Origin of the sequence: Photobacterium makurazakiensis, assembly GCF_050336715.1 — a bacterium.
Taxonomy (GTDB): Bacteria; Pseudomonadota; Gammaproteobacteria; order Enterobacterales; family Vibrionaceae; genus Photobacterium; species Photobacterium makurazakiensis.
The window spans coordinates 1-13,875 of record NZ_JAKJSJ010000059.1 but is presented as its reverse complement, the minus strand read 5'-3'; the positions used below and the strand labels follow the sequence as shown (position 1 = coordinate 13,875).

The 13,875-nt window shown below is 42.8% G+C and carries 11 protein-coding genes; 3 read left to right on the top strand and 8 right to left on the bottom strand.

Features of this window, described 5'->3' with window-relative positions; genetic code table 11:
* Positions 1-143: 143 nt before the first annotated feature.
* The 3 genes from L4D09_RS22590 (at position 144) to L4D09_RS22580 (ending at position 3,384) form a co-directional block, all read left to right on the top strand.
* Positions 144-914, top strand: coding sequence for a fumarylacetoacetate hydrolase family protein (locus L4D09_RS22590; protein ID WP_428459790.1), 771 nt, complete (start codon positions 144-146; stop codon positions 912-914).
* Positions 915-946: 32 nt separating this feature from the next.
* Positions 947-1,792 (top strand): 3,4-dihydroxyphenylacetate 2,3-dioxygenase, encoded by an 846-nt coding sequence (gene hpaD / locus L4D09_RS22585; RefSeq protein WP_428459789.1) that lies wholly within the window; start codon positions 947-949, stop codon positions 1,790-1,792.
* Positions 1,793-1,920: 128 nt separating this feature from the next.
* Positions 1,921-3,384 carry an NAD-dependent succinate-semialdehyde dehydrogenase gene (locus L4D09_RS22580; RefSeq protein WP_428459788.1) on the top strand — a complete coding sequence of 488 codons (1,464 nt, stop codon included), beginning with the start codon at positions 1,921-1,923 and terminating at the stop codon, positions 3,382-3,384.
* Positions 3,385-3,536: 152 nt separating this feature from the next.
* On the opposite strand, the gene L4D09_RS22575 is transcribed toward L4D09_RS22580, so the two are convergent.
* The 8 genes from L4D09_RS22575 to L4D09_RS22540 all read right to left on the bottom strand — a co-directional run bounded on the left by L4D09_RS22575 (position 3,537) and on the right by L4D09_RS22540 (position 13,542).
* Positions 3,537-6,005, bottom strand: a complete 2,469-nt coding sequence (locus L4D09_RS22575) for an adhesion domain-containing protein (RefSeq protein ID WP_428459787.1) — start codon at positions 6,003-6,005, stop codon at positions 3,537-3,539.
* A gap of 42 nt (positions 6,006-6,047) precedes the next feature.
* The gene (locus L4D09_RS22570; RefSeq protein ID WP_428459786.1) at positions 6,048-6,923 is read right to left on the bottom strand and encodes an OmpA family protein; all 876 of its coding nucleotides are present in this window, start codon (positions 6,921-6,923) and stop codon (positions 6,048-6,050) included.
* Entirely contained in the window at positions 6,924-7,994 is a 1,071-nt protein-coding gene (locus L4D09_RS22565; RefSeq protein ID WP_428459785.1) for a hypothetical protein, read from the bottom strand. It lies immediately after the preceding gene.
* A complete protein-coding gene (locus tag L4D09_RS22560; RefSeq protein WP_428459784.1) occupies positions 7,978-8,706 on the bottom strand; it encodes a hypothetical protein in 729 nt (242 codons plus the stop codon). The genes L4D09_RS22565 and L4D09_RS22560 overlap by 17 nt, the downstream gene beginning before the upstream one ends.
* Positions 8,707-8,728: 22 nt before the next feature.
* Positions 8,729-11,482 (bottom strand): CS1-pili formation C-terminal domain-containing protein, encoded by a 2,754-nt coding sequence (locus L4D09_RS22555; RefSeq protein ID WP_428459783.1) that lies wholly within the window; start codon positions 11,480-11,482, stop codon positions 8,729-8,731.
* 23 nt (positions 11,483-11,505) lie between these two features.
* Positions 11,506-12,039 carry a hypothetical protein gene (locus L4D09_RS22550; RefSeq protein WP_428459782.1) on the bottom strand — a complete coding sequence of 178 codons (534 nt, stop codon included), beginning with the start codon at positions 12,037-12,039 and terminating at the stop codon, positions 11,506-11,508.
* Positions 12,040-12,121: 82 nt separating this feature from the next.
* On the bottom strand, positions 12,122-12,697 hold the full coding sequence (locus L4D09_RS22545; protein ID WP_428459781.1) for a hypothetical protein: 576 nt from the start codon (positions 12,695-12,697) through the stop codon (positions 12,122-12,124).
* Between the two features lie 77 nt (positions 12,698-12,774).
* On the bottom strand, positions 12,775-13,542 hold the full coding sequence (locus tag L4D09_RS22540) for a helix-turn-helix domain-containing protein (protein ID WP_428459780.1): 768 nt from the start codon (positions 13,540-13,542) through the stop codon (positions 12,775-12,777).
* Positions 13,543-13,875: the final 333 nt, after the last annotated feature.

Sequence of the window (13,875 nt, the reverse complement as noted above, 5' to 3'; positions counted from 1 at the left end):
CCAGACTCCGACAATAGCCAGTCAATATTTCACAACAAAAAACCAACAAATAAGCATCAAAACCATTGACGTTAGTTAATATATTAACTAAATTAAAACTACTTAATACATTAACTATATAAAGACAATAAAGAGTACCCATTATGAAACATGGACGCGTAGAAATTGATGGTGTAGTAGAACAAGTAACATGCGGTGATGATTATTCTGTTACCACCACAGATGGCCGTATTTACCAAGAAAACGAGGTGCGTTGGCTTGCCCCTGAACATGGCGTATTAGCCGGTCTTGCCCTTAATTATGCCGATCATGCAGCCGAGCTAGACTTCGATAAACCAGAAAGCCCGATTATCTTCATTAAATCGCCAACAAGCGTTAATGCACATAATGAAAAAGCATATCGTCCAGATAATGTTAACTATATGCATTATGAGTCTGAGCTTGTTATTGTTATCGGTAAAACAGCCAGTAAAGTCAGCGTTGAGGATGCAATGGACTATGTCGGTGGCTATACCGTTTGTAATGAATTAACGGTTCGTGACTACCTGGAAAATTTCTCGCGTCCACCTGTAAAAGTGAAAAGTGTTAACAGTTTTGGTCCGCTTGGCCCTTGGGTTGTTGACCGTGATGATATTAAAGACCCACATAACCTCGCGGTAAAAACATGGGTAAATGGCGAACTCCGCCAAAAAGGGAACACTAAAGATTTAATCTTCAATGTGCCAGAATTGGTTGCTTATATGAGTGACTTTATGACACTGCAACCAGGCGATATGATCGCAACAGGTACACCAAAAGGACTTTCAGATGTTAAAGCTGGCGACGAGATTATTGTTGAAGTAGAACAAGTCGGCAAACTGCGTACTTGGCTTGTCTCTGAGTCTGAATATTTTGCTGAAAAAGAAGCTTGCTAATCAACAATAACGACTAAGGAAGGTAAATTATTATGGGAACTCTTGCCCTAGCAGCCAAAGTAACACATGTCCCTTCAATGCTGATCTCAGAGCGTCCAGGACCTCATCACGGTTGCCGAGATGCCGCCATTGCTGGTCATCACGAAATCAGCCAAATGGCGGAAGCACTTGGCGTCGATACCTTGGTTATATTTGATACTCACTGGTTGGTGAACGCAGGCTACCATATTAATGCAAATAGCCACCACCAAGGGGTATATACCAGTCATGAATTCCCCCACTTTATTCAAAATCTTGAGTATGAATATGAAGGGAATAGTGAATTAGCCCACGCCATTGCAGAAATAGGTCAAAGTAAAGGCTTAAACTCTATGTCACATGAAGTGGAGTCGTTAACGTTAGAATACGGCACATTAGTACCCATGCGATATATGAACAGTGAAAGGAAATTCAAGGTGGTTTCTATCGCCGCTTGGTGCAGTGTCCACAACCTAGAAGACTCTATGTTACTTGGTGAAGCCGTGAAAGAAGCGATTGATAACTATGATGGCAAAGTAGCCGTTATTGCATCTGGCTCTTTATCACATCAGATTTGGAATAACCGTCAAGTGGCTGATGGCATGTTCACTATCTCCAGTGAGTTCAACCGCCAAGCAGATCTTGCCTTTCTGAAGTTACTTGAAGAAGGTGATATTACAACAGCTCTCGATATGATGCCAGAGTACGCTAAATATTGTAGTGGCGAAGGCGGCATGCATGATACCGCGATGCTACTTGGCGTATTAGGCGGGCGAAATTATCAAGGTAAAGCGCAAGTACTTACACCTTATTTCCCGAGTTCCGGTACTGGCCAGTGCAACCTACTATTTAGCCTCTAGCACTTCTTCTTCACTTAGAACACCTAAACCGATCTCACCACAATAATGAGCTGGCTGCCCTTTTCTCAGGGTAGCCTTCTTCTTCGTCAGTATGAAAACATACAGCTTCAAATTCAAAGGTATCAAATATGGAAATCAGATCACCTGAATTAAAACAATCTGGCCTTTTTATAAATGGAAAATGGCTTGAATCAGAAAGACAATATCGCGTACTCAACCCAGCTAGCCGCCAAACTATCACATTTGTCCATAGTGCAGGGTTTAACCAAACAGTTGATGCTATTGAATCAGCCGAAATAGCCTTTAAAACATGGAAGAAACATACAGCCAAAGAACGCGCTACCATTGTTCAGCGTTGGGGCGAGCTTATGCTTACGCACAAAGAAGCTCTAGCAGAACTGCTGACTCAAGAGCAAGGTAAACCCATCGCCGAAGCCCGCATCGAGGTCGAATACGCCGCCAGTTTTCTTGAATGGTTTGCCGAAGAAGCAAAGCGGGCCTATGGCGATATTATCCCCAGCTTTAAACCCAATGCCCGAGTTATGGTAACCAAAGAGCCCATTGGTGTCGTCGGTGCCATTACCCCTTGGAACTTCCCATTGGCCATGATCACTCGTAAAGCGGGACCAGCCATTGCTGCAGGTTGTACCGTGGTACTAAAGCCATCAGAAGAAACCCCACTCTCTGCTAATGCCCTTGCCGTGTTAGCGGAAAAAGCCGGTATTCCAGCAGGTGTACTCAATATCGTATCAGGTGATGCGCCAGAAATTGGCCGCGCGTTAATGGAATCAAGCTCAGTAAGAAAGATATCATTTACAGGCTCGACTGCAGTTGGCAAACTCCTAGCACGCCAAGCCAGCAATACGTTAAAAAAATTAAGTTTAGAGTTGGGCGGCAACGCACCTTTTATTGTATTTGAAGACGCTGACATCGACCAAGCCGTTAAAGGTGCCATAAACAGTAAGTTCCGCAATACAGGGCAAACCTGTATTTCCGTTAACCGCTTTTATATCCATGACGATGTTTACCAAGAGTTCACCCAAAAGCTCGCTCAAGCGGTCAGCCAATTGAATGTCGGCAATGGACTTGATGAAAGTAGTAAACTTGGTCCGCTGATTAATGAACAGTCGCTGGCTAAATCACACCAACACGTTACTGACGCCATAAGCAAAGGTGCAACAGTATTAACGGGGGGGAAGCCCCACTCGCTTGGCCTTAATTTTTATGAGCCAACAGTATTAAGTGATGCCACCGAAAGTATGCTGATTGCTGTTGAGGAAACCTTTGGCCCTGTCGCTGCTTGCTTTAGATTCAGCAACGAAGAAGACGTTTTAATCCGCGCGAACGATACCAATACTGGGTTAGCAGGTTATTTCTATTCACGTGATTACAGCCGAATATGGCGAGTATGTGAAGCGCTAGAAGTCGGTATGGTGGGCATTAACGACGGCAGCATTTCCACCGAATCTATTCCATTTGGTGGAGTGAAAGAGTCAGGCCTTGGCCGTGAAGGTTCGAAATATGGAATTGAAGATTATTTAGAGATTAAATATTCGTTGTTTGGGGGGCTCGACTACTCGCCCCCACTTTAATATGACGATTATTACGATAACGGCTATTTATGCAGCCTGGTGAAGTTCGATCAGGCTGTTTTCAATTCAAACATCACAATACTGTCGATGAACGATTATCTATGGGTTAGCATTATGGTTTTTAACATGTAAATTTATCCAGAAAATTCAACTTAACGTCTGTCGATAATAACATCACCATATAGTTCAATGATATTTTTACGTGTTGGATCACCTAAATATTCATATTGAATTCGATAACTAAATTCAGTCACTAACTCACATTCCAGAGGATACGAATGGTCAAATTCAGCACCAGCCGTGAGTTCATTATTAATATAGATTGCGCCCAATTCAAAAAATAGTGAATAGTTATCATATTGAGAATTATCACACTCAATTGAGTTTATCCATAACCTATCACTAAAGCTTTGCCACTCCCCCCACATTTGACTTTCATTATCAAACCGTCGAGCTCTGCCATCTTCCATTGAAACCGGTAATTTATTCATGAATGAAATATAGTTGCTCGTATTTGAATAAGGAGGATTAACCGAGATACTGTTCAACTTTATAGGCTCATTACCTATTTGAGGAACTAACTCACCAGCTTCAATTCCATTCCCACTATAAGCCTGTCGTGAATAAAAAAAGCCATACGAGTCGCCTGGAATATAAATAGGATCACGAACTTCAACAGGGTTTATCTGTTGTAAATCTTGAAAAGAACTCGTCAACGACACTTCCCCAGCCGCCACACCTGTGACACTACTGCTATTAACTGACAACACCGATTCATCAGACGATTGGAGCTCAGTTTTGTCCGTTACTAAGACTTCATCACCATTTTCATATTGGGCTATGGTATTAACAAGGAAGGTCTGGCCAACATAAACCACTTCAGGCAATTGAGACTCAATACTAGCAATTAAATTTTCAATATACTTCAACACGATTACTTTGCTCTGACTGCCGTAATTGACAATCAAATCTGCGGTACCACCTATCAACCTTGAAATAAGAAACACAGCATTGCCTGATTCATCGGTCTGCAGAAATTGGTTATTGAAACGCAGGTTGTCATCCATTGAATAAGCAAATACCGATTGGCCTTCAAGTGAACTGCCATCGACCACATCCGAGACTGTTGCAGTTACCTCGTGCTCTTGAATGCCAGCAAAGATATTTTGCTGCTTTAGAGTCACGTCTAAACGTCCTTCCGGTACGCAGGTAAGGTTTCCTACTGCGGCTCCCATTGCAGGCTCATCTTCACCCGTCGACAAATTCACTCGATTATATCCTCCACCGGAAGCATCAGATGTCCAATAAGCGTAATTCGTCGGCCAATTTTCTTTTTCTTTTACACCTCCCAGCTCTTGATACACCGTTTTAAGCTGTTCGGTATTAGGTAGGTTCATGCCAGTGAGAGAACACACTGTTTGTGCAGTTTGCTGATCAAACAAAGCAATATAGACTTCCTCAGTCTCGGTTTCCCCTTCCTCATTGCTCGCTTTCATTAGCTCAGGTTCGGCTATTTGGTGAAAAATATTATAGGCATCGGCACTGTCTTTATCCCACGGCGCACTATAAAACGCACCATTTGCCAATGTAATATCATCCCATGGACGAGGTGGTCCAGTAACGCCAATGCTAATAACACCTACCGCCCAGCCACCTCGGTGATCAGTTATATAGTAAGTGACATAAAACACACCAATACTGTCAGCACGAAAAGTAAAACGGGTATTGTATATATCGCTTGGGTCACTTATTTTCACTGTTGCATCAAGGGTATAGACATCGGTGAGTTGAAGGTTATCTTCATCATCAGGGTCATCAATATATGGCGAAACATCAATGACAATCTCTTCGCCCATCGGTACCCCTTCAGGGCCTTTAATGCTCTCGGCGGTAGGCATGTTATTGCCCATTGCTGAAACGGCAACATCAATGTACCCCGCTTTTACATCGCTACCATCAGCACTGATGAGAGAATAAATTAACCGTGTCACCCCTTGGTCTTCTGCTTCATACTGAAATGTTGCACTACTAGTAGCAATATTAATGACAGTGCCTGTCCCCATCACTAACACATCAACATCTAGCAAATAGCCTTCAGGGTAGGTATACCCCGGCGCTTGATCTTCAGTCAGGTTTTTTAAATCAACCGCTAAGGTATCACCCTCTGTCGCCATTAACGCAACGGGTACTAAGTTTGCCGACTGGCTACTTGAACTCACGACAACATAGCTATCAGCATTTGCAGACTTACTATGTGCAGCGTTGGCAGCATGGTTGGTTACAGTATATTCGTAATAGCAACTTTCAGGTGTTGATGTGCTTACTGTAAAACTCAACCCCTGCTTATCGAGTTCTGAAACCCCACATTCGCCTGATACTGCACGTACAGACTCGAGTGTGACAGGTAACCCCTGCGGATCAGCGACATCACCTTTGAGTGATACTGTATTCGTCTCACCATCTACCTGAAGCTGGGTAAAATTATTCTCAACCCATGGGGCGCTTACAGTATCAACTGACTGATTACCTGTACCATTTTCTGCACTGCTATCACCGCCACAACCGCTGAGTAACAAAACAAGCTGAAGTGACAGGGTTATGAATAAATTCGTATTTTTCATCTATAGCGACCATCTTTTATTATCACGATTTACCAACCACTGCTAACGTTCATTGATGCCAATAAACGTCGCGTCTATCCGTATTTCTACTCGGCGGTTTTTCGCCCGACCTTCAAAAGTAGAATTGTCAGCAATTGGATGACGGGTCCCCATGCCCAGAGCGACTATCTGATTCGGCTCGATCCCATGCTGAATTAGATACTCTTTAACGACATCAGCACGTTGCTGAGTTAGCCGTTCATTCAGTCTTTGCGAACCCGTACTATCTGCATGACCCGTTATGATCACTGAAACCTTATTAGCATTTGAGAACTTTTCCACCAGCTCATCAAGCGTACCGATTGATTTAAGCGCACTTGTTCCACTACCAAATAACACGGTCTCAGTTATTATTTCCGTTCGAGTTTCTGGCTCTGGCGGAACAACAGGTTCAACTGTTGGGATCAACACTACTTCGTCCTCTGGAGGATTAAGCAACCAAGAAAATCCCAGGTAGTATTCATTGCGATTATCAAAATCATCGTCGAAATGAAAGCGATAACCAGCCTGAAGACGTACTGACTCAGTCACTTCAAAGTCCAAACCATAATCGGTATACATATCTGCCTCAAGAGCACCGATACCTAAGCTCATACTCAATTCATCAGTAATGGCAAATGGCTTTGCTACGCCATAATCCAACTTTGCATCTAAATCACCATCAGGGTTATCAGCTTCATCAAAAGGCAGGTAACCACCTAAATGCCAATCTAGTGACCAAAAATTTGTTGATATCGCCAAACCAAAAGCCGGATTATTTGTGGCATATATGCGGTTTTCTAAAAACCAAGGCTGTGTCTCCTGCTCTGCAGCCATTAAAGGGAATACCCTGAACAATAAAGCCATCAACACAGCGGCCAAAATTCCTTTCCGTTTCATTTACAGAGCCTCCTCAAAATACACTGTGAATTGGCCTCGATATTGACCTGTTTCTATTTCACTAGGCCCAACATCATCATAATGAGCACGAAGATCGAACTGGAACTCATCCAATCCATTATTACCAACGACGGTTTCGCCATCAGCAAGCTGTAACACCCCGTTCGTGACAATAGGGCTCTCATCACAAGCAGTACAAGAAATGCTGTACGGCAGCTTTTGTTGCGGATCTGATTCCAGACTCATTTGATAAGGCACATCATCAAAACTTAACTGCACCCCTTGGGTAAAATAACCTTTAGCCGTAACACGAAAAGACGTACTCCCCGAAACTGTATTATCTATCGTGTTATAGATAGGGAGCATATCCCCATTGCCTTCTACCGTCAGACTTTCTAACCTCGCGGCTTCATAACGAATTCTCACGATAACGGGTACGAGTAATGACTGACGGTATGTCCAAGTACCCGTCGGCGATTTAAAGTAATAGGCAGGTCGCACATTCACTGTTCCAGTGTATTGACCGCTACCGACCCCTTTACTGCGAAATGCCTGAGCTATTTGCTGGCTATCCGCTTCCAAAACCGGTCGGGCAAACTGAAATGGGGTGTACATTACTGACGAGGAAGATGTTTGGTAGCTTTCACTTGCAATACAACTATGACCGATAGCCCTTGCTGTTGTCGCTGTTTGCTCAACCGGAGGCGTACATAAGCCTGGCCCTGAAAACGTGGGGTTACCCCGATGTGGAAATTTATCAGCTGCCTGCCCTAAACCATAATCGAGGCCCACTACTTTAATTGGCACCGTCACTAATTCACCAATGCTGTTTTGTAAATCCACTTCAGTCGCAGGCTGAGTCATGAACGTGCCAGGTATCCATTCACTGGTTGGCTGCAATCCATTCACTGGTTGCCAATTACTCAAGGTCAAATAACTGCCACTGACTTGACCGTTTTGCCAGCGTAATGTTTCACCTTCAAGGGTGCCATTTAGCGTTGCCGCCTGAACCGAAGCCGATAACACTAAGCTTTCGACCAGCAACCCACTCACCTTAAAGAGTAAATTCATCCTCATACCCCTGATTATGATTCGCGACGGTCACCTGGACATTGCTACCTTGCAGCCCTTCCGGTAATTTGAATTCGAGGTAGCGCCCTGAAAGCACGTGATATACTGCTCGGCATGATTTTCGTGCACTGAATTCATTACAACTATCAAATTCAATTTTTAGATAGGTGTTGCCTGTATTGCTCACTTTCACAGTTTGAGAGGCTTCTTCATAATCCCATTCATAACTTACGTTCTGTTCTGCTGCAGGTATTACGTAATATGGCGCCATCCCAAACGCAATGGCGACTTCTTGTCCTTCAATTTTTTCAGGCGCACTAACCGGTGAAAAACGAATTTGATAAACCAAGTCTTCGCTACGATTACAATTACTTGAGCATAAATATTTCACGGCGACATCTCTCACTTCGCCCGGTAACAAGCGGAGCTTTGATGGATTAATGGCCAAATCCCAAATCATGAAATTATCACGGGTCAGTGGAATTTTATTTATTTCACCTTCTTCTATTTGTATTTGCAGCACTTCCCCTTTCACATATATCGTTTCTCGGTTGGTATTTGATAAAGTGAAAACGCCATGACCATTTTCATTACTGGTTAGAAATAACGTATCTAGTTGGAAGGTAGGGGCAGCATTTACTGACCAAGCGCTAAATATTAACGTGATAAACAATGTCCATAGACTTAGCGTATTGATAGCATTTTGATTCATGACTTTATTTTCTCTCAAATAATTAACGGGATACAAATGTCGGGGTATTGAGTGTTTCCTCAAGGGCATACTGACCCAATGCCGAAATAGTTTGGCGATGAACATTCGCTAGCCGTTCTGTCGTTTCAATAAATAAAAAAATACGCTTTCCGACCTGATGGCGAATAAATGTTAGCGGCTCCCCTTGTAGGGATTTCTCATAGGTTTCAATAACACTGGTATCATTAAATTCACCGACATAGTAGAAATACCCACCGCCGTCCCCTCGAGATAAGCGAAGACCACCTTCTTCCTCATCAAAGACAGGCATACAGAAATTCTGGCCTAAGTTTTGAGTGGAAAAAGTATCGGGCGATGGAATAAGGCAGCGTTGAGCACTGGTTCGAAGCTCAAACGGTAATCCAGCACTCACTCGAAACTTAAATACGCCTTCCGTTAACACTTCAACGCCAACACACCCTTCACCACGGCATTCAACCATATCAACAGGGTTACCTTCGATATCATTGAAAATCGAGATGTACGATTTAATTTCTCGCATATCGACATTAAGGCGGACCATAGTGCCTGGATAACTACTTGCAGAGGTACCAGATTCACCTCGGTTATGGTAATCACTCGCCGCTTCATCAAGTGTTACTTGGTATTCCTGATAACGTGCTAAAGGATATATCACTTCATCGCTATCCAAGAGCACACGTCCAGCGCTATCACCATTACCTTTTAGGTTAGCGACGGTCAGAAAGTCACTCTGCCCTTTATCGATACTTGCAGCACTTCCTGCACCTACGTTTTCAACCAATAAATAAGATTCAGCGCGCTTTCGGGTTTGGTAGATACCGTCTAACGTGACGACCGAACTGGCGTTTATATTGGCAGATACATTAAAGCTGTCATCATCACCATAAGTAAAAGCGCTACCCGATAAGTAGTCGTTGCCATAATAGCCAGAAGCTGAGGCATCAACACTCAGATCATCATCTCCCCCATCAAAGCCATCATAAATACTCCCCACTTCAAGGCTGACCGATGCATCAGGTGAAATGGTGTAAGAATTTCCCGCAGCAATGCGGTGACTTTGGCTGTTTTCATCAAGATTTAAACTATAAGAGGCATAAGCACTTCGGCTTAACGGCAAAGAAACCGACAGTGCAAATGCAAATTCATCACTTTCCATGCCCAAAGTATCTTCATCATCTGAATAGGTGACGCTGACATCAACGGTTGAGTTTTGCCATGCACTGAAGGTATAGCCTGCAGTTAACGATTCATATCGGCTGAGAATTTCATCGTCATTATCAAGCATGATGCTATCTAGCCCCTCACTTTCGAAATAGGAATAACTGATGTATGCCCTGCCGGCCCCAACAGGATGGGCATACCCCGCTGTCAATTGACTGTTCGAGCCATACCCAAATAAATAATTTGAAAACGTCATTTCTTGTGGCGTATCGGTACGGTCAGTGAAGCGACTGGCATTAAACCTCACCCCCCAAAATGTGAGTGTTGATTGAAGGTAGTAACTTTCATCACTAAAGTGGCCATAGAGGCCTTCCCAAGCAAAATCAGCAATTGGCTGGTAGGTAAAAGCCAGCTTGGCGAAATAATCTTGCGCCGTATTAAATACACCGAATCCCAGTTTCAAATCTTGTGTTAATTGAGTAGCTGCACGGGCTTCATTAAACGCTTCGTACTGATAGTCTTCTATTTGGTTTGCCACAAATTCGTTACTCACGACTTCTTGGTCATATAGTTTGCCGACCGCAAAGAAATAATCCCACTCACCGCTAGCCATTTGTGAACTCGTGGTGTTATATATTTTATGTACTTGTTCATATAGCACCCGCTCACCAGCCCTAACTTCAAATGTCAGAGTAGATATCCCATTAGGTAAATCATCATAAGAAACAAAGTTTTGACCTGCTGACACATTTTGCTCAAATACAGGTGTGCCGTCTTCACGACGAACAAAAAGTCGTCCGGCTTGAGTAATAGAAAAATAGATCCGAGGGCGTTGTGTTGAATTTTTAAATTTCAGCTCTCGCGTAGTGCCAGCGGAAGCCTCTAATACACTGAGATCTTCTTCAGTATCCAGAAAAGCCGTGCCATTCCATACTCTGGGTACATTCTCTGATGTAAAACCAAACTTAATTCGATGTTCACCAGTTAAGTAATTCGCGGCTAATTCATCAAGGTAAACATAGGCACCTTCGCTATTATCTTCATCGGTTGTGGCATTTAGATCTGCACGAATATAACCACCGTAGAGCCCTAACAAAGCTTCATTTTGGTAATATAACTGCGGGTTGCCTTCTGAGCCACCATTAGCACTTAGCCTATGGTGCATAACTAACGCATTTTCTCCCGTTTTATCGTCGATATAACGCTCTTGGCTTTGTACCGTTGCCATACCAGAATCAGGCACGATTACTCGTAATGTCTTTTGTTCTCTGACCACGACATACTGCACTGTATTCCACCCACTTTCCGCGATCTGACAAGTGGCACGTCGCCCCTTACAATGTACCGAATCATTCACCCCACGAACCAAATCTGACACAATTTGTTGCGATAGTTTGGCGTTTACATACTGACGCTCAAAAAACTCAGCCAGTGCCACTTTATCCTCTACGATTACTGTTACTGAACCTAGCCCCATCATCGCAGGCAAGGTTACCGATGCTTCATCATTTATAATAATGCGAGCATTGACCCTCTCCTGTTCAAACAGGTCATCGAATCCTTCTGGCACCTGAGCAAATAATAAAGACGGCATAACACATACCACTAGCCACCTTTTCATAACGCCAACTCAGCCTCAATTTTAATCGAACCATTACAGTCAAACGCCTCCTCCGTAATTTGGTGACTACGAAGCGTTAGCGAATTACGCCCCATACGCCGGCCGCCCTCGTCAATTTCATCTAATACTTGTAGCGATGACGAATCTCCCTCATCAATTTTTGTCCCATCGATCAACACGTCCATCACATTAGACAACACGGTATCCGTGCCAGTACTACCAACACGGCGACACTCAGACTGATTTTGGGTTAGCGTCAATTTATATGTAAAAGTGGCACTTTCTTCTGCTGGAATTTCGGTCTTAACTAGCAACTCGCTATGAGCGTCATAAAAACGATTTTGTGACTTATCGAATAACAATAAGAATGACGATGGAGTTGCAGTTAATGATAGTGAATAAGGATATAGCAATGCTTTATTGATATAAGTTGATACTGGTAATATTTCAGTAAATTGAGCAGCCAATAATACTTGAGAGGCGAACCCGCAAGCTATCGTGAATATCAATACTTTTAGTTGCATCGCCATTACTCTGCATACAGCATATAAAATCTAAAAAGTAGGCAACAAAGTTACACTGTTACCTTGTTGCCGATTTATCTATTGTGAATTATGAAGCTGGTGGAATTGGTAACCCTGCGTCACCTTCTGCGAACAAGGTCGCACGGACAGATATCGCATCATTCGGGGTTACAGTACCTGTAGGCGCCTGAGTATAAGAAACTGATACCAACATGTCTGGGCTGCCCGCTTCAGTATTCACCTGCTCATCTAAAGCGACATCCTTCCCATTAAGTTGAAATTGCAGGTTATCTGCGTCATAACCACCACTGCCATCAACACCATTGTGTGTCACAGCTGAATTACGAACCCACCAGTTAACCGCATCGGGGTACCAAGTATCTGGATCCAACACCTGCTCTCCATTATCGTCTTTCAATGCAAATGCACGCACCGGCACAATTGTTGATGAAAATGTACCATCTTCATTCGCATTCAGCTGCCCCTGTTGAATCGAATCACCAGTGGGACTACCTAACGCAATGTCTGAACCAATGAACCCACCTGGAATAGTACCAGCCCAAATCAACGTTTCTTCTGCTGCGTTTTCAGAAGCAAAAGCTGAAAGAGATAAAGATGCACCAAAGACTGCCGCAACAGCAACGGTCAACACTTGCTTTTTCATGTTATTTTTTTCCTTTTTGTTTACATAATGTATGTCGGCCATTCCGACAACAATAAATAGGCTTAACGTTCATTCGGTTATTCAAATTGTAAAGTACTCGACAAAATACAAATTAAATTTGTCAATAGCTCATCACGTTCGATATATAGCGAGTCTTTGTAAGTACAACTTGATGCACCTAACGCTAAAAATAAAGAACGAGAAGGAGGGTCAGGCACCTTGGCAAATACATGCAAGACTTCTGAGTTATAATCTAGCCGTTCTGCTAAATAGCGAAGTAAGCTCATCAGGCTCTTACGATCACGGTATGCAACATGTAATACTCTTAATACGTTCTTATCGTATACATAAGAGATGTACGCCATCGGTATTTCGTTTAAAACCAATACCGCTACCTTTGCTTGTGATAATAAAAGTATTTCTCCCGACCCCCACATCACCTGCGATTCAAGTTGCACGCGATAACGAGAAGCAATAGAGTTTTTATCACTTATATCCGTTATCCAAGTTGCATTAGCATTTTCTACTGGCAAATTAAATTGACCAAACTGACGTAAACAAAGTCGTTGTAAGTTATTAACAACGGTTTTACGCATAGGTAAATTAGCTTTTAATAATCGTCCTATGACCCCTTCTCCTAAGGCGTCAAGAATTTGCACCATCCGACGCAATGTCGGTGTTATTTGATCCTTCTCCCAACGAGAAAGAGTGACATTATCCACGCCATTCAATTTGGGAGAGGCCTCGCTAAGCATCAAGGCAAACTCTTGCTGCGTTAGCCCCTCTTTAAGACGGCGATTTCTGATAAAGTCGGAAAAAACAAACACATCGAACCTCATATCCATGAAAAACAATGCTTCATTTACTACTAATTATGTTCGTGAAATAAAAAGCTTTAAATACAAGACACTGAATTAATTATATTAATTAAAACACCAACTTCTGTTTCGAGGCTAATTTTGACGTTTTATGAATACCAATTCATTAGCATCCACACCTTATTCATTGGAACAACTGCCTAATTTCTAATTAAAGGCAAGAGTGTTTTAATACCTAAAAAGCATCTAAACAGCTGTTTTATAGAATAAACATATGTATTTTAATGCTTGTTAATACCGATTTTTGAGCACAAAAATTAATTTACGTTCAAATTAACCAGATAAGTTATTGGGATGAAT

What these genes read in the sequence shown, in the direction of transcription:
- L4D09_RS22565 (WP_428459785.1), bottom strand. Translation starts at nt 7,994, where the DNA reads ATGAATTTACTCTTTAAGGTGAGTGGGTTGCTGGTCGAAAGCTTAGTG.
- L4D09_RS22555 (WP_428459783.1), bottom strand. Translation starts at nt 11,482, where the DNA reads ATGCCGTCTTTATTATTTGCTCAGGTGCCAGAAGGATTCGATGACCTG.
- L4D09_RS22580 (WP_428459788.1), top strand. Translation starts at nt 1,921, where the DNA reads ATGGAAATCAGATCACCTGAATTAAAACAATCTGGCCTTTTTATAAAT.
- L4D09_RS22560 (WP_428459784.1), bottom strand. Translation starts at nt 8,706, where the DNA reads ATGAATCAAAATGCTATCAATACGCTAAGTCTATGGACATTGTTTATC.
- hpaD (WP_428459789.1), top strand. Translation starts at nt 947, where the DNA reads ATGGGAACTCTTGCCCTAGCAGCCAAAGTAACACATGTCCCTTCAATG.
- L4D09_RS22540 (WP_428459780.1), bottom strand. Translation starts at nt 13,542, where the DNA reads ATGGATATGAGGTTCGATGTGTTTGTTTTTTCCGACTTTATCAGAAAT.
- L4D09_RS22575 (WP_428459787.1), bottom strand. Translation starts at nt 6,005, where the DNA reads ATGAAAAATACGAATTTATTCATAACCCTGTCACTTCAGCTTGTTTTG.
- L4D09_RS22570 (WP_428459786.1), bottom strand. Translation starts at nt 6,923, where the DNA reads ATGAAACGGAAAGGAATTTTGGCCGCTGTGTTGATGGCTTTATTGTTC.
- L4D09_RS22545 (WP_428459781.1), bottom strand. Translation starts at nt 12,697, where the DNA reads ATGAAAAAGCAAGTGTTGACCGTTGCTGTTGCGGCAGTCTTTGGTGCA.
- L4D09_RS22590 (WP_428459790.1), top strand. Translation starts at nt 144, where the DNA reads ATGAAACATGGACGCGTAGAAATTGATGGTGTAGTAGAACAAGTAACA.
- L4D09_RS22550 (WP_428459782.1), bottom strand. Translation starts at nt 12,039, where the DNA reads ATGGCGATGCAACTAAAAGTATTGATATTCACGATAGCTTGCGGGTTC.